The organism is Pseudomonas sp. WOUb67, from assembly GCF_050058005.1.
Classification (GTDB): Bacteria; Pseudomonadota; Gammaproteobacteria; order Pseudomonadales; family Pseudomonadaceae; genus Aquipseudomonas; species Aquipseudomonas putida_R.
Window position 1 is genome coordinate 1,016,008 of sequence record NZ_CP170112.1, and the last position, 15,007, is coordinate 1,031,014.

Genomic DNA, 15,007 nt, shown 5'->3' on the forward strand with positions numbered 1-15,007 from the left:
CCATGATCCGATTCGAACAGGTTGCCAAGCGCTATCCCAATGGTCATGTGGGTTTGCATGAGCTGAGTTTTCGGGCGCGCCGGGGCGAATTCCTGTTCGTCACCGGCCATTCGGGCGCGGGCAAGAGCACCTTGCTGCGCCTGCTGCTGGCCATGGAACGCCCGACCAGCGGCAAGCTCATGCTGGCCGGGCAGGACCTGGGCCAGATCAGCAATGCGCAGATCCCGTTCCTGCGTCGCCAGATCGGCGTGGTGTTCCAGAACCACCAGCTGTTGTTCGACCGTACCGTGTTCAACAACATCGCCTTGCCACTGCAGATTCTCGGCTTGTCCAAGGCCGAGATCGCCAAGCGTGTGGATTCGGCGCTGGAGCGTGTGTCGCTGTCCGACAAGGGCGAACTGTTCCCGGCCGACCTGTCCACCGGGCAGCAGCAGCGGGTGGGTATCGCCCGCGCCATCGTGCACCAGCCGGCCCTGCTGCTGGCCGACGAACCCACCGGTAACCTCGACCCGCGCCTGGCCGCAGAGATCATGGGGGTGTTCGAGGACATCAACCGCCTGGGCACCACGGTATTGATCGCCAGCCACGACCTGGCACTGATTGCGCGCATGCGCCACCGTATGCTGACCTTGCAGCGCGGCCGCTTGATCGGCGATGGGGAGGCCGGGCAATGAGCACTATACGTACGCCGAAGGTTTCCGAACGGGTTGCGCCAAAGCCGGCCGACCCGCAACCGGAGAAGAAAAAGCGCGGCGAGGACGATGACGGCCCGGATTTCCGCACACTGCTGCATGCCTGGCTGGAAAGCCACCGTGCCAGCATGGCCGACAGCCTGCGTCGCCTGGGCAAGCAGCCGATCGGCAGCTTTTTCACCTGCCTGGTGATGGCGGTGGCGCTGAGCATGCCCATGGGCTTGTCATTGCTGCTGAAGAACGTCGAGCAGCTTGGCGGCTCGTGGCAGCGTGCTGCCCAGATTTCGCTGTACCTCAAGCTCGATGCCGGCAGCCGCGATGGTGAGGCCCTGCGCGACGAGATCAAGGGCATGCCTGGGGTGTCGGACGCGCAATTTGTCAGTCGCGAGCAGGCGCTGGAAGAATTCCAGCAGCAGTCAGGCTTGGGCGAGGCTTTGCGCGAGCTGCCCGACAACCCGCTGCCCGGCGTGGTGGTGGTAACCCCGACCGAAGTCGACAAACCGGCTTTGGATGCTTTGCGTCAGCGCCTGTCGGAGCTGCCACGGGTGGAAGTGGCGCAACTGGACCTGGTGTGGGTCGAGCGCCTCGCGGCCATCCTCAAACTGGGTGACCGCTTTGTCTTCGGCCTGGCCGTGATGCTGATTTCTGCCCTGCTGTTAGTAATCGGTAACACAATTCGTCTACATATTGAAAACCGCCGCGTCGAGATCGAAGTGATCAAGCTGGTAGGTGGCACAGACGCCTACGTACGCCGGCCTTTCCTGTACATGGGCGCCTTGTATGGCCTGGGTGCGGGGCTGCTGGCGTGGGGTATCCTGGCGTTTGGCCTGAACTGGCTCAACGACGCGGTTGTAGGGCTTTCCGGGCTGTACGGCAGTGACTTCGCCCTGGGCGGGGTGCCGGCGTCCGATGGTCTGTCGCTCTTGATCGGAGCGGTGCTGTTGGGGTATATCGGTGCATGGATTGCCGTCGCTCGTCATCTGAACGAGCTGGCGCCGCGATAGTTTTTACGTGCCAGCATTGACATTTTCTTCACTACGGAACTTGTACCGTCGTTCCAGGTCAATGTTGGCAGCGCCCACAAGGCGCGAGTTTTGTAAGTCGGAGGTTCTTGAATGACCACATCGTTGCAACCTGCATATGCCCTGGTACCCGGTGCAAACCTGGAAGCCTATGTGCACACGGTCAACAGCATCCCGCTGCTGACGGTCGAGCAGGAGCGTGATCTGGGCGAGCGTCTCTATTATGAGCAGGATGTCGAGGCCGCTCGTCAAATGGTGATGGCCCACCTGCGTTTCGTCGTACACATCGCCCGTAGCTATGCAGGCTACGGGCTGGCTCAGGCTGACCTGATCCAGGAAGGCAACGTCGGGCTGATGAAAGCCGTCAAGCGCTTCAACCCGGAAATGGGCGTGCGCCTGGTGTCGTTCGCCGTGCACTGGATCAAGGCAGAGATCCACGAGTTCATCCTGCGCAACTGGCGCATCGTCAAGGTGGCCACCACCAAGGCCCAGCGCAAGCTGTTCTTCAACCTGCGTAGCCAGAAGAAGCGCCTGGCGTGGTTGAACAACGATGAAGTGCATCGCGTGGCAGAAAGCCTTGGCGTCGAGCCACGTGAAGTGCGTGAGATGGAAAGCCGCCTGAGTGGCCAGGACATGGCCTTCGACCCGGCAGCGGAAGCTGACGACGACAGCGCCTTCCAGTCGCCTGCGCATTACCTGGAAGACCACCGTTACGACCCGGCGGTGCAGCTGGAGGATGCCGACTGGAGCGATAACTCCACCAGCAACCTTCACGAAGCGCTGCAAGGGCTGGACGAGCGTAGCCGCGATATTCTCTACCAGCGCTGGTTGGCGGAAGAGAAGGCCACGCTGCATGAGCTGGCAGACAAGTACAGCGTATCGGCTGAGCGGATTCGCCAGCTGGAGAAGAATGCGATGAACAAGGTCAAGGCACTGATCGCGATCTGATCGAGCCTGCCTGCATTGAAAAGCCGCTTGCCCTGATGGGGTGAGCGGCTTTTTTATTTGCGTTTGCAGTACCGGCCTCTTCGCAGCGCAAGGCTGCTCCTACAGAGGTACAGCGCAAGCTTTGAAGGCAAGCGCTGTACCTGTAGGAGCAGCCTTGTGCTGCGAAGAGGCCAGAAAAACCAGCAACACATTCAAAGTTTGCGCGAAGTATCGAGCTGCATCAGGTAGCTGGGCCCGCCCAACTGGCTCATCTGCCGGCGAATCCATCCCGCCCGGCTAGCCACATAGGCACTCGGTCGGCTGGCGCTCCACTTGATGGGGCTAGGCAGCACCGCTGCCAGCTGCGCCGCCTGCTGGCGGCTGAGCCGGCTGGCATCAACGCCAAAGTGATAGCGCGCTGCCGCCTGGGCGCCAAATACGCCTTTGCCCCATTCGGCGCTGTTCAGGTAAACCTCAAGAATCCGCTCCTTGGACCAGAACAGCTCTATCAGCGCGGTAAACCAGGCCTCCAACCCTTTACGGAACCAGCTGCGCCCGGACCACAGGAACAGGTTCTTGGCCACTTGCTGGGTCAGGGTGCTGGCACCGCGAACATTGCCGCCGCGCTCGTTGTAGGCCAGCGCCGCCTGGATAGCCGGGATGTCGAACCCCCAGTGGCTGGCGAACTTCTGGTCCTCGCCGGCGATGACGGCAACCTTCAGCTCATCGGAGATGTTCTCCCACGGCTCCCAGTCGCGTTGCAGGTCGATTGGTTCGCCATTCACCCAGGACTGCACCTTGCGCTCGACCATCAAGGCCGTGCCGGGCGGTGGCACCCAGCGGAACACCAGTACCAGCACAATGCTGCCGGCAGCGAACCATAGCAGGGCACGGGAAAGGCGGCGCAGAAGAGTTGGCAGCATGGCGATGGCTTGGCCGTACGGGTGGAAGGGGCCATTATACAGACCCGATACAAGGAGTCGTCCCATGCTTCGCAGCTTCCTGATGCTTGCCGCCTTTTTCGGCTTTACCGGGGTCGCCCTGGGTGCCTTTGCCGCCCACGGCCTGAAAAGCCGGCTGACGGCAGACTACCTGGCGATCTTCCACACGGGCGTGACCTACCAACTGGTGCATGCCCTGGCGATCTTCGGCGTCGCCGTGCTCTCGGCGCACCTGCCCGGGCGCCTGGTCGGCTGGGCTGGCGGCCTGTTTGCCGTAGGCATCGTGCTGTTCTCCGGCAGCCTGTACCTGCTGACCCTCAGCGGCCTGGGCAAGCTGGGCATCATCACGCCGATTGGCGGCCTGTGCTTCCTGGCCGGCTGGCTGTGCCTGGGCCTGGCAGCCTGGCGGCTGGGCTGACCGAGTGGTCCACAATCGCGACTAATGGCGTGCACCGGCCTTGGGTTGCAGGTGGGTTCGGCGCTAGAATGCGGGCCCCAAAGAACAATGGTGGCCGTGCGCATGCGCATTCAACTGAACGGTGAACCTTACGAACTGCCTGCTGGCGAAAGCGTTGCAGCCCTGCTGACACGCCTGGAACTGACCGGGCGCCGTGTGGCAGTGGAACTGAACCTGGATATCGTGCCGCGTAGCCAGCACGACAGCACGCTGCTGAACGACGGCGACCAGGTCGAAGTGGTCCACGCCATCGGTGGCGGCTGACAGCGACCCGGTGGTTCACAAGCAAGCCCAGCAACCTTTTCCCGAGGAACAACGATGAGCAACGTTCGTAGCGACAAGCCCTTCACCCTGGCCGGGCGTACTTTCCAGTCGCGCCTGCTGGTCGGCACCGGCAAGTACCGTGACATGGAAGAAACCCGCCTGGCCACCGAGGCCTCGGGTGCCGAAATCGTCACCGTCGCCGTGCGCCGCACCAACCTTGGCCAGAATGCGGGCGAGCCGAACCTGCTCGACGTCCTGTCGCCCGACAAGTACACCATCCTGCCGAACACCGCAGGCTGCTTTGACGCGGTGGAAGCGGTACGCACCTGCCGTCTGGCCCGCGAACTGCTGGACGGGCGCAAGTCGCACGAATCCCGCACGCTGGTGAAGCTGGAAGTGCTGGCCGATCAGAAAACCCTGTTCCCCAACGTGATCGAAACCCTCAAGGCCGCCGAAGTGCTGGTCAAGGAAGGTTTCGACGTGATGGTGTACACCAGCGACGACCCGATCATCGCCCGCCAGCTGGCCGAAGTCGGCTGCATCGCGGTGATGCCGCTGGCTGGCCTGATTGGCACCGGCCTGGGTATCTGCAACCCCTACAACCTGCAGATCATCCTGGAAGAATCCAAGGTGCCGGTGCTGGTCGATGCCGGCGTAGGTACCGCTTCTGACGCCACCATCGCCATGGAAATGGGCTGCGAGGCAGTGCTGATGAACTCGGCCATCGCCCACGCCCAGCAGCCGGTGCTGATGGCCGAAGCCATGAAGCACGCCATCGTCGCCGGTCGCATGGCCTACCTGGCCGGCCGTATGCCGAAGAAACTCTATGCCAGCGCCTCTTCGCCGCTGGATGGTCTGATCAAGTAAGAGCTCCTGATGACTGAATCGCACGATACGCCGATCACCCCCGACGGCGAAGCCCGCCCACACCGCCGCATCAAAAGCTTCGTGATGCGCGCCGGGCGCATGACCGAAGGCCAGCAACGCGGCCTGGACCAGGGCGGCCCGCTGTACATCCTGCCGCTGGCTGACAGCCCCGTGGACTACGACCAGGTGTTTGGCCGTTCGGCGCCGCGCACCCTGGAGATCGGCTTCGGCATGGGCCATTCCCTGCTGGAAATGGCGGCTGCCGCCCCTGAACAGGACTTCATCGGTGTGGAAGTACACCGCCCGGGTGTCGGCGCGCTGCTCAACGGCGTACTGACCCAGGGCCTGAAGAACCTGCGGGTGTACGACTGCGATGCCATCGAAGTGCTGAACCGCTGCGTGGCGGACAACAGCCTCGACCGCCTGATGCTGTTCTTCCCGGACCCATGGCACAAGGCGCGTCACCACAAGCGCCGCATCGTCCAGCTGGAGTTTGCCGAGCTGGTACGGCGCAAGCTCAAGCCCGGTGGCGTGTTCCACATGGCCACCGACTGGGAGCCGTATGCCGAGTACATGCTGGAAGTGATGAGCGCCGCCCCGGGCTATCGCAACCGTGCGGCCGACGGCACCTACGTGCCACGCCCCGAAGAGCGCCCGATCACCAAGTTCGAACGCCGCGGCGAGCGGCTGGGGCATGGGGTGTGGGATTTGAAGTTCGAGAAGGCGGATTGATCGGCTGATCTGGCCGTTCGATGTGCTGGTGCTTGCAGAAATGCAGGCGAAAAAAAACCGCCTTGAGAAAGGCGGTTTTTTTGTGAGCGACAGGACTGAGTATCCTTCGCTCTGGGACTTCACCGAAAACACTCACGTGGTAAAAAGATCATAAGCAGGGTGTAAGGGGGCGTCAATGCTCCGAAATATCCGGCATCACGTGTGTCGGAACGGTTAACAGTCTTGTGCGCAGTTGCCAAGTATCATTGCGCTGCTCCCATTGTGGATGTGTTCGGTGATGGGCCGGGTAGGAGAAGAATTCTGCTTTCCGGCCCCTTCGACATGGCCTGAGAACCGTGCCGGCAACTGACTTCGAAGGGCCATTAACCTGGCCACTTCACCGAAAACACTCACGTGGTTTTCGAAGGCATCGAAGTGCCGGTTAGATGCTGGAAGATTGGCCCGCCAACACGGAGGCCAAGGCATATGAAGCGTTTGCTTGATGCGCTGAGCCGCGTCTGGAAGCTTGTCCGGATCTTGACTGTGCTCAAGACCGTTCGGGACTTCATGCGCGACCACTTCGATGATGCCCGCTAAGGGCTAGTCAGGTGGTAGGGCTGCCCTGGTTACCCGGGGCAGCTTTTTGCAATGCTTACCCTCGGCGATCAGCCACCACGCCAATCAACACCAGCACCACCAGCAACACCGGTGCCAGCGCATAGTTGTTGAACTGGCCCAACCCCTTCACCACCCACGGCGTGGCGTAGATCAGCGCCGCACCGCTGCCGATCATCACCATCAGGGCCATGAACGGCACCCGCAGTGCGCCCGCCAGGCCACCCAGGCGTTGCTCGGCCCAGGCTTTCACATCACTGCCGAACAGCACCAGCAGGCAGCCTACCAAGGCCAGTGAAATCTCCGACAGGTTGCCGCGGCTCCAGCGGGAAACCGTCGCGAGCAGGTCAAGTACCAGATCCATGGGTCATCCTTAGGTCAAGAAATACTGCAGCAGGTCATTGAGGAACAACTGGCCCCTTGGCGTGGCTACCAGTCGATCCGGTTCGACCTGTAAAAGGCCTTTTTGTTCGGCGGCGCGGCGTGCCTCGCGCAGCTGTGCCAGCGGCAAGCCGGTGCGCTGGGTGAACAGTTCGGCTTCCACGCCATCGGTCAGGCGCAGGGCGTTCATCAGGAACTCGAACGGCAGTTCATCGACCGGCAGCAGCTTCTCGCCGGCCTTGAACGGCTTGGCCAGGTTCAGGTAGTCCTTTGGCAGGCGGGTTTTCCAGGTACGCAGGATGCGCCCGTCGGCGAAGGTCAGCTTGCCGTGGGCACCGGCACCAACGCCGATGAAGTCGCCAAAGCGCCAGTAGTTGAGGTTGTGCCGCGCGGCGCGGTCCGTCTGGGCGTAGGCCGAGACCTCGTACTGGCGGAACCCGTGCTCGGCCATCAGTGCCTGGCCGGCCTCCTGGATGTCCCAGAGGATGTCGTCCTCGGGCAACACTGGCGGCTGGTTCCAGAACACCGTGTTCGGTTCCACGGTCAGCTGGTACCACGACAGGTGCGTCGGCCCCAGGTCGATGGCCTGGCGCAGGTCGCCCAGCGCATCATCCAGCGACTGGTCAGGCAGGCCGTGCATCAAGTCCATGTTGAAGTTGTCGAAGCCCGCGGCACGCGCCATGCCAGCAGCACGGACGGCTTCGTCGCCATTGTGGATGCGCCCCAGCGCCTCCAGCTTGGCGGGCTGGAAGCTCTGTACGCCGATGGACAGGCGGTTGATGCCGGTTTGCCGGTAGGCCTTGAACTTGTCCTGCTCGAACGTGCCCGGGTTGGCCTCCAGGGTGATTTCGATGTCTGGCGCGAACGGGATGCGTTGTTCCACACCGCGCAACAGCCGGCCCAGGGCGTTGGCACTGAACAGGCTGGGCGTACCGCCACCAAAGAAGATCGAGCTGATCGGGCGACCCTGTACGGCGGGCAGTTCCTGGTCGAGGTCGTCCAGCAGGGCCGTGACGTAGGCGTCTTCCGGCAGCTCAGGCCCGGCAGCGTGGGAGTTGAAGTCGCAGTAAGGGCATTTGCGTACGCACCACGGAATGTGGATGTATAGCGCCAGCGGCGGCAGGCTGGTAAAGGCCGCCGCGCCAGGGGAGGCCAGCATTTCGATCATGCCAGGCCCAGACGTTGGCGCAGCAGGGCCATGGCACGGGCGCGGTGGCTGAGCTGGTTCTTGTCTGCCGGGGCCAGGTCGGCGCTGGAGCAGTTGCGCTCCGGTACCCAGAACAGAGGGTCATAGCCAAAGCCGTGCTCGCCGCTGGCCTTGAACAGGATGCTGCCGTGCCACAGGCCTTCGCACAGGATCGGCAACGGGTCGTCGGCATGGCGCACCAGTGCCAGGACGCAGACGAACTGCGCGCCGCGCTCGGCCTCGGGCACGTCCTTCAGGGCATCGAGCAGCTTGGCGTTGTTCGCCGCGTCACCCTTGCCGTCGGCATAGCGCGCCGAGTAGATGCCGGGCGCACCACCGAGGAAGTCCACAGCCAGGCCGGAATCGTCGGCCAGGGCCGGCAGGCCGGAAATACGCGCGGCGTTGCGTGCCTTGAGGATGGCGTTTTCGACGAACGACAGGCCGGTTTCTTCCGGCTCGATCTGGCTGAACTCACCAATCGAGCGCAGCTGCACGGACTGGCCGAGCATGGCCTGGAGTTCCTTGAGTTTGCCGGCGTTATGGCTGGCCAATACGAGTTGCTGGAAATTCATCATTCGCCTGGATACACGTCCTGGTTGAAGCTGAGGGAGTTGCTGACGCCACCGGTTTCGATGTTCAGGTCGAAGGTGACGGTTTCTGGCTGTTCGATCTTGAACTGGGCGATGTAGTACACCGCGCCCGGTTCGGTAATCTGCTTGAACGACAGCGGGCTGCTGCGCCCGGTGAGGTCCTTGACTGTGCCGCTGACCAGTGCCGGGGCGGGCTTGTTGGCCTTTAGCACAGCAATGTTGAGCACACCCTGGTTCTTGCTGCGCACCAAGCCGGTGGCAGCGGCCACCTCGGGTGTGAGCATGCTCGAAGTGAATGCGCTGTAATGCACCGTCACGTCGCCAAACACTTCCTTGCGCTCGGGCCGGGCGGCATCGGCAGCCAGCACCGGCAATGCCAGGCACAGGCTGATGAGGAACAGGGTTAGGCGACGCATGGGGCAATTCCTCCGGTGGGCGTCAGACAGCGAGCTGGTGCTCTTGCAGGCCCGGGCTGCTGACGCGGTAGATGCCGATCTCACCTAGAAGATTAGGCCAAAGCCGGCCACCCCACCCGTTGCGGTGCAAGTGGTCGACGGCCAGGCGGTCGAGCACCTTGGCCCTGCGTTCGTGCACCAGTTCTTCGAAGTCGGCAAAGGTGCAGAAGTGTATGTTCGGCGTGTTGTACCAGGTATACGGCATGAAGTCCGATACCGGCATGCGGCCTTTGGTCGCCAGGTACCAGCGGCAGCGCCAGTGGCCGAAGTTGGGGAAGGTGATGATGCACTGGCGGCCCACGCGCAGCATCTCGTCGAGGATGCGGTCGGGGTACTCCACGGCCTGCAGGGCCTGGGTCATGATCACTACATCGAAACTGTTGCTGGCGAAGTTGCCCAGGCCCTTGTCCAGGTCCTGCTCGATGACGTTGACGCCCTTGGCCACGCAGGCGGCGATGTTGTCGGCGTCGATCTCCAGGCCATAGCCGGTGACCTGCTTGCGGTCACGCAGCGAGGCCAGCAGTTCGCCGCTGCCGCAGCCCAGGTCGAGTACCCGGCTGCCGGCGGGGATCCAGTCGTGGATGATTTCCAGATCGGCTCTCATGCTGTCCTCAGATGGCAATGCGGTTCATGTAGTTCGAGAAACCCTGCATGTAGCGAGGTGTGGGGATCAGGAAGGCATCGTGCCCGTAAGGCGATTCGATCTCCAGGTAGCAGACGTTCTTGCGCGCAGCCATCAGCGCGTCGACGATCTCGCGCGAACGGGCCGGCGAGAAGCGCCAGTCGGTGGTGAACGACATGATGCAGTATTGCGCCTTGACGTGGGCCAAGGTGGCGGCCAGGTCGCCGCCCTGGGCTGCGGCCGGGTCGAAGTAGTCCAGCGCCTTGGTCATCAGCAGGTAGGTGTTGGCGTCGAAACGGCCAGAAAACTCCTCGCCCTGGTAGCGCAGGTAGCTTTCGACCTGGAACTCGACGCTGTGGAAGTCGTAGTTGAGCTTGTCGCTTTTCAGCTCACGGCCGAATTTTTCACCCATCGAGTCGTCGGACAGGTAGGTGATATGGCCGACCATGCGCGCCAGCATCAGGCCGCGCTTGGGAATGACGCCCTGGTCCTGGAACGAACCGCCGTGGAATTCGGGGTCGGTGAGGATGGCCTGGCGAGCCACTTCGTTGAAGGCGATGTTCTGTGCCGACAGCTTGGGTGCCGAGGCGATGTCGACGCAATGGCGCACACGCTCCGGGTAGCTGATGGTCCATTGCAGTGCCTGCATGCCGCCCAGGCTGCCGCCGACGACAGCGGCCCATTGCTGAATGCCCAGGCGCTCGCCCAGGCGCACCTGGCTGTGCACCCAGTCCTCTACGGTCAGTACCGGGAAGTCGGCGCCATACGGCTTGCCGGTGGCAGGGTTGACGCTGCTGGGGCCGGTGCTGCCGTTGCAGCCGCCGAGGTTGTTCAGGCTGACCACGAAGAAGCGGTTGGTGTCGATCGGTTTGCCTGGGCCGATGCAGCTGTCCCACCAGCCCGGTTTGCGGTCGGTGGCGGCATGGTAGCCGGCGGCATGGTGGTGGCCGGACAGGGCATGGCAGATCAGCACGGCGTTGCTCGCGCTGGCGTTCAGGGTGCCATAGGTCTCGTAGACCAGCTCGTAACTGGCCAGGGAGCGGCCACAAGCCAAAGCCAGCGGTTCATCGAACCGGGCGGTTTGCGGTACTACCAGACCGACGGAATCTTCGGGAAAGACAGTGGACATCGACCCTGCTCACGCTTGACGGAGGCGTAAGTCTAAAGAGCGCTACCCCCAGCGGCAAGCAAAGGCTTGCCGCTGGAAGCAACCAGGGTCAGATCATGCGCCACAGTTCTTGTGGCATGCCTGCGTAGGCGGCCAGCGGGGGCATGACGAACGACTGGATCACCTGGATCGCCAGGAAGGCGAAGATCGGCGAGATGTCCATGCCGCCCAGGTTGGGCACGAGGCGGCGGAACGGTGCCAGCACTGGCTCGCTGATCTGGTAGGCCAGTTCGGCGGCCGGGTTGTGGCTGTTGGGGGCAACCCAGGACACGATCACCATGACAATCATCGCCACCCAGAAAATCTTCAGGAACAGCGAGGTGATGCCGATGATCGCCCACATCAGCAGGTGCAGAACGTCACCGAAGGTGCCGTAGGTGACCATCAGCACGAAGCCCATCAGCAGCGCCTGGATGATGACCGCCAGCAGCAGCGACGAGGTGTCCAGCCCACCGATGCTGGGGATGATCCGGCGGATCGGCTTGAGCAGCGGCTGCGTGGCACGCACTGCGAACTGGCACAGCGGGTTATAGAAGTTGGCTTTGACCAGTTGCAGGACAAAGCGCAGCAGAACGATCACCAGGTAAAGGCTGACCAGGGTTTGCACCACGAAGATCGCGGCGCCGGACAGTGCATTCATCTAAAACTCCTTATTTGCCCAGTTGTTCGGCCAGCTCGGCAGAGCGCGTGGCCGCAGCCTGCAGCGCCTGCTCGACGATGGCTTCGAAGCCGCTGGCCTGGAACGATTTGATAGCTGCTTCCGTGGTGCCGGCGGGCGAGGTGACGCGGCGGCGCAGTTCGGCAGCGTCGACATCGCTGGCAACCGCCATGCGGGCAGCGCCAAGGGCGGTCTGCAAGGTCAGCTGGGAAGCGGTTTCACGTGGCAGGCCGAGCTTTTCGCCTGCTGCGGTCATGGCCTCGATCAGCAGGAAGAAGTACGCAGGGCCGCTGCCGGACACTGCGGTCACGGCGTCCAGTTGTTGTTCTTGCTCCAGCCACAGGGCCGTGCCTACGGCCGACAGCAGTTGTTCGGCCTGCTGGCGCTGCGCGTCAGATACCTCAGCGGTGGCGTACAGGCCGCTTACGCCCTGGCGCAGCAGCGCAGGGGTATTGGGCATGCAGCGCACCACCGGGCGAGCGCCTACCCAGCTTTGCAGGCTGGCGCAGGTGATGCCGGCGGCGATGGAAACGATCAGCTGGCCATCCTGCAGGTTGGGTTGCAGGGCCTGGCACACGGCTTTCATGACCTGTGGCTTGACCGCCAGCACGATGACGTCGGCGCCGTCGATGGCCTGGGCGTTGTCCTCGAACGTGTCGATGCCGTGCTCGGCCTGGATGCGGGTGCGGGTCTCGGCGCCCGGGTCGCTGGCGCGGATCTGCGAGGCGTCCAGGCCCTGGGCACGCAAACCACCGATCAGGCTGGCGGCCATGTTGCCGGCGCCGATAAAGGCAATACGTGTCTTGCTCATGTCAGGTCCTTGTGGGGAAGAGTGAGTAAAGCATGGAGTCAGCTGTGGCCGTAGTCGCGGGCACCGAACAGGGCGGTGCCGATGCGTACCCAGGTCGCACCCTGTGCAATAGCCGCTTCCAAATCGTGGCTCATGCCCATGGACAGGGTGTCCAGGCCAAGGCCCAGGCTTTCCTGCAACTGGCGCAAACGGGCGAAGGCAGCCTCCTGGGCGGCGCGGTCGTCGGTGGGCTCGGGAATTGCCATCAGCCCGCGCAAGCGCAGGTTGGGCAGCCCGGCCACGGCCTTGGCCAAGGCCGGCAGGTCGGCGGGGGCGCAGCCAGACTTGCTGTCCTCGCCGCTCACGTTCACTTGCAGGCAGAGGTTCAGTGGCGCCAGGCCGGCAGGGCGCTGCTCGGACAGGCGTTGGGCAATTTTCAGGCGGTCCACGGAATGCACCCAGTCGAAATGCTCGGCGATGGCTTTGGTCTTGTTCGACTGAATGGGGCCGATGAAGTGCCAGATCAAGGGCAGGTCGCTTAGCGCCTGCTGCTTTGTCAGCGCTTCCTGTAGGTAGTTTTCCCCGACATCGCGCACGCCAGCGGCGTGGATTTCGCGAATGGCGCTGGCGGGCTTGGTCTTGCTCACGGCCAGCAACTGCACGCTGGCCGGATCGCGCCCGGCAGCCTGGGCAGCGCTGGCGATACGGGCGGAAATAGCGGAAAGGTTGTCTGCTAGGGTGGACATGGACGGATGCCGGCGGCTGTAGGGTTTGCGGCATTCTACCTACTTGAAGGCCTTTGGGGAGTCTCATGGATGTGACCGACCTGTTGGCCCGGGCCGTGGATGCGGGGGCTTCGGACCTGCACCTGGCGGCGGGCCAGATACCGATGCTGCGCCTTGAGGGTGACTTGCAGCGCATGAATTTGCCGGCGCTGGTGCCGGCAGACCTGGCCGAAGGCATGGCACCCTTGCTGGCTGAACACCAACGGCGGCAGTGGGCCCAGGGCGATGAGCTGGACCTGGCGCTGGAGTTGCCCGCGCTGGGGCGCTTTCGGCTGAACCTGTTTCGCCAGCTGAACGGCCCTGGGGCTACCTTCCGGCTGATCCCAGGGCGGATCGCCACGCTGGATGAGCTCGACCTGGGGGATGTGTATCAAGCTGTTGCGCAATGCACGGATGGCCTGATCCTGGTAGGTGGGCCTACCGGCAGTGGCAAGTCCAGCACCCTGGCGACGTTGCTCGACCAGCTGAACCGGGAGCGGGCGCTGCACATCATCACCCTCGAAGACCCGGTGGAAGTTATCCACAGCAGCCAGCGCAGCTTGGTCAACCAGCGTGAGATTGGCCGCCATAGCGGCGGCTTCGCCCAGGGGCTGCGCAGTGCACTGCGCCAGGACCCGGATGTGATCATGATCGGTGAGCTACGGGACCTGGAGACCGTTCGCCTGGCCTTGCGCGCAGCCGAGACCGGGCACCTGGTGCTGGCGACCGTGCATACGCGTTCGGCGGCCAGCAGCGTTGACCGGTTGGTGGAGGTGTTTGCTGCCGAGGAAAAGCCGTTGGTGCGGGCGATGTTGGCCGAGTCGTTGCGCCTTGTGGTGGCGCAGGTGCTGGTCAGGCGCGTGGGCGGCGGGCGGGTGGCGGCGCGGGAAGTGCTGGTGGCGACGCCGGCGGTGCGGAATCTGGTTCGGGAGGGGCGGATGGCGCAGTTGTGTTCGGTGATGCAGGGCGGGGCGGCTGAGGGGATGCGGACGATGGAGGCGGCGATGCGTGGGCTGAAGGAGAAAGGACTGATCAGAGATCTGTAGTGCCTGCTTTGGCCTCTTCGCGGGTAAACCCGCTCCCACAGGTACGGCGCAGCCCTGGAAGGCTGTGGGGTACCTGTGGGAGCGGGCTTGCCCGCGAAGAGGCCGGGCCTGTTTAGCGCTTGGCCAGGTTCAGTTGCTGTTGTTCCTTCGGCAGCACCCGCTTGGCCACCACGTAGTGCTTCTGCCAATAGGGCTTGCTGAGGTTGTCGATGCTCACCCGCTTGCCACGCCGTGGTGCGTGGATAAAGCGGTCGTTGCCCAGGTAGATGGCCACATGGTTCACCCGGCGGCTCTTGATGTTGAAGAAGATCAAATCGCCAGGCTTGAGGTCACCCTTGGCCACCTTGACGCCGTGGCCCTGGGCCATGGCATTGGAGGTGCGCGGCAGGTCGACGTCGGCGACATCGTTGAAGGCGTATTTCACCAGCCCGCTGCAGTCGAAGCCTTTTTTCGGGCTGCTGCCACCCCAAACGTAAGGTGTACCGAGCACATTCACCGCACGGCTGAGCACATCGCTGCTCTGCTTCGGCGACATGGCCGCGACTGCCAGGCCGCGATTGTTGGCGGCATTGCTCGGGCGTGCGCGCAGGGCGGACTGCTTGACCGGCGCGTGTTTCACCGAGGCATTGGTGGTATAGCCGGTGAAACCATTGGGAAGACGTTGCTCACGATTGGTGGCGTGGGCGGCCAGGGGCAATAATAGACAGAGGGTCAGCCATGTCTTGAAAAAAGTCGGCATAGATGAAGCTCTTATGAATAGTTATGTGTTGGGCGCGCAACTTTATAACAGCTTTTTGATCAATCTTTGATCCGTTGGTCGATTGCCCAGCTGCCGTACGTCGGCCTGAAAC

19 protein-coding genes are annotated in these 15,007 nt (G+C 63.2%); 8 read left to right on the forward strand and 11 right to left on the reverse strand.

Annotated elements, in window-relative coordinates:
* Positions 1–2 precede the first annotated feature (2 nt).
* The 3 genes from ftsE (at position 3) to rpoH (ending at position 2,662) form a co-directional block, all read left to right on the forward strand.
* Positions 3–674 carry a cell division ATP-binding protein FtsE gene (gene ftsE / locus ABOC32_RS04565; protein WP_012274659.1) on the forward strand — a complete coding sequence of 224 codons (672 nt, stop codon included), beginning with the start codon at positions 3–5 and terminating at the stop codon, positions 672–674.
* The gene (gene ftsX, locus ABOC32_RS04570; RefSeq protein WP_426810252.1) at positions 671–1,696 is read left to right on the forward strand and encodes a permease-like cell division protein FtsX; all 1,026 of its coding nucleotides are present in this window, start codon (positions 671–673) and stop codon (positions 1,694–1,696) included. The genes ftsE and ftsX overlap by 4 nt, the downstream gene beginning before the upstream one ends.
* Positions 1,697–1,807: 111 nt before the next feature.
* Entirely contained in the window at positions 1,808–2,662 is an 855-nt protein-coding gene (gene rpoH / locus ABOC32_RS04575; RefSeq protein ID WP_016502070.1) for an RNA polymerase sigma factor RpoH, read from the forward strand.
* Between the two features lie 191 nt (positions 2,663–2,853).
* On the opposite strand, the gene mtgA is transcribed toward rpoH, so the two are convergent.
* Positions 2,854–3,564: a monofunctional biosynthetic peptidoglycan transglycosylase gene (gene mtgA, locus ABOC32_RS04580; RefSeq protein WP_234226520.1), complete on the reverse strand. Its 711-nt coding sequence runs from the start codon at positions 3,562–3,564 to the stop codon at positions 2,854–2,856.
* Positions 3,565–3,628: 64 nt separating this feature from the next.
* Between mtgA and ABOC32_RS04585 the strand changes: the two genes are divergently transcribed.
* The 4 genes from ABOC32_RS04585 (at position 3,629) to trmB (ending at position 5,902) form a co-directional block, all read left to right on the forward strand.
* On the forward strand, positions 3,629–4,000 hold the full coding sequence (locus ABOC32_RS04585; protein WP_086978606.1) for a DUF423 domain-containing protein: 372 nt from the start codon (positions 3,629–3,631) through the stop codon (positions 3,998–4,000).
* Between the two features lie 102 nt (positions 4,001–4,102).
* On the forward strand, positions 4,103–4,303 hold the full coding sequence (gene thiS, locus ABOC32_RS04590; protein ID WP_033692437.1) for a sulfur carrier protein ThiS: 201 nt from the start codon (positions 4,103–4,105) through the stop codon (positions 4,301–4,303).
* 54 nt (positions 4,304–4,357) lie between these two features.
* Positions 4,358–5,170: a thiazole synthase gene (locus tag ABOC32_RS04595; protein WP_003249091.1), complete on the forward strand. Its 813-nt coding sequence runs from the start codon at positions 4,358–4,360 to the stop codon at positions 5,168–5,170.
* Between the two features lie 9 nt (positions 5,171–5,179).
* A complete protein-coding gene (gene trmB / locus ABOC32_RS04600) occupies positions 5,180–5,902 on the forward strand; it encodes a tRNA (guanosine(46)-N7)-methyltransferase TrmB (protein WP_060516925.1) in 723 nt (240 codons plus the stop codon).
* Between the two features lie 631 nt (positions 5,903–6,533).
* Here trmB and ABOC32_RS04605 read toward each other — a convergent pair.
* The 9 genes from ABOC32_RS04605 to ABOC32_RS04645 all read right to left on the reverse strand — a co-directional run bounded on the left by ABOC32_RS04605 (position 6,534) and on the right by ABOC32_RS04645 (position 13,092).
* On the reverse strand, positions 6,534–6,860 hold the full coding sequence (locus ABOC32_RS04605) for a DUF3392 family protein (RefSeq protein WP_086978608.1): 327 nt from the start codon (positions 6,858–6,860) through the stop codon (positions 6,534–6,536).
* Positions 6,861–6,869: 9 nt separating this feature from the next.
* Positions 6,870–8,045: a radical SAM family heme chaperone HemW gene (gene hemW / locus ABOC32_RS04610; protein WP_426810253.1), complete on the reverse strand. Its 1,176-nt coding sequence runs from the start codon at positions 8,043–8,045 to the stop codon at positions 6,870–6,872.
* Positions 8,042–8,638, reverse strand: a complete 597-nt coding sequence (gene rdgB / locus ABOC32_RS04615; RefSeq protein WP_426810254.1) for an RdgB/HAM1 family non-canonical purine NTP pyrophosphatase — start codon at positions 8,636–8,638, stop codon at positions 8,042–8,044. Before rdgB ends, hemW begins: the two co-directional genes overlap by 4 nt.
* Positions 8,635–9,069, reverse strand: coding sequence for a DUF4426 domain-containing protein (locus ABOC32_RS04620; RefSeq protein ID WP_426810255.1), 435 nt, complete (start codon positions 9,067–9,069; stop codon positions 8,635–8,637). Before ABOC32_RS04620 ends, rdgB begins: the two co-directional genes overlap by 4 nt.
* 22 nt (positions 9,070–9,091) lie before the next feature.
* Entirely contained in the window at positions 9,092–9,712 is a 621-nt protein-coding gene (gene metW / locus ABOC32_RS04625; RefSeq protein ID WP_003249106.1) for a methionine biosynthesis protein MetW, read from the reverse strand.
* A gap of 7 nt (positions 9,713–9,719) precedes the next feature.
* Positions 9,720–10,859, reverse strand: coding sequence for a homoserine O-succinyltransferase MetX (metX, locus tag ABOC32_RS04630; protein ID WP_016502059.1), 1,140 nt, complete (start codon positions 10,857–10,859; stop codon positions 9,720–9,722).
* Positions 10,860–10,947: 88 nt separating this feature from the next.
* Positions 10,948–11,538 (reverse strand): YggT family protein, encoded by a 591-nt coding sequence (locus ABOC32_RS04635; protein WP_016502058.1) that lies wholly within the window; start codon positions 11,536–11,538, stop codon positions 10,948–10,950.
* 10 nt (positions 11,539–11,548) lie between these two features.
* The gene (gene proC / locus ABOC32_RS04640; protein ID WP_426810256.1) at positions 11,549–12,367 is read right to left on the reverse strand and encodes a pyrroline-5-carboxylate reductase; all 819 of its coding nucleotides are present in this window, start codon (positions 12,365–12,367) and stop codon (positions 11,549–11,551) included.
* Between the two features lie 38 nt (positions 12,368–12,405).
* Positions 12,406–13,092 (reverse strand): YggS family pyridoxal phosphate-dependent enzyme, encoded by a 687-nt coding sequence (locus tag ABOC32_RS04645; protein ID WP_043204306.1) that lies wholly within the window; start codon positions 13,090–13,092, stop codon positions 12,406–12,408.
* 65 nt (positions 13,093–13,157) lie between these two features.
* On the opposite strand from ABOC32_RS04645, the gene ABOC32_RS04650 reads away from it, so the two are divergent.
* Positions 13,158–14,156, forward strand: coding sequence for a type IV pilus twitching motility protein PilT (locus ABOC32_RS04650; protein ID WP_426810257.1), 999 nt, complete (start codon positions 13,158–13,160; stop codon positions 14,154–14,156).
* 112 nt (positions 14,157–14,268) lie between these two features.
* Here the strand turns inward: ABOC32_RS04650 and ABOC32_RS04655 are convergent, their stop codons facing one another.
* Positions 14,269–14,895, reverse strand: coding sequence for a C40 family peptidase (locus ABOC32_RS04655; protein WP_426810258.1), 627 nt, complete (start codon positions 14,893–14,895; stop codon positions 14,269–14,271).
* Between the last annotated feature and the right edge of the window lie 112 nt (positions 14,896–15,007).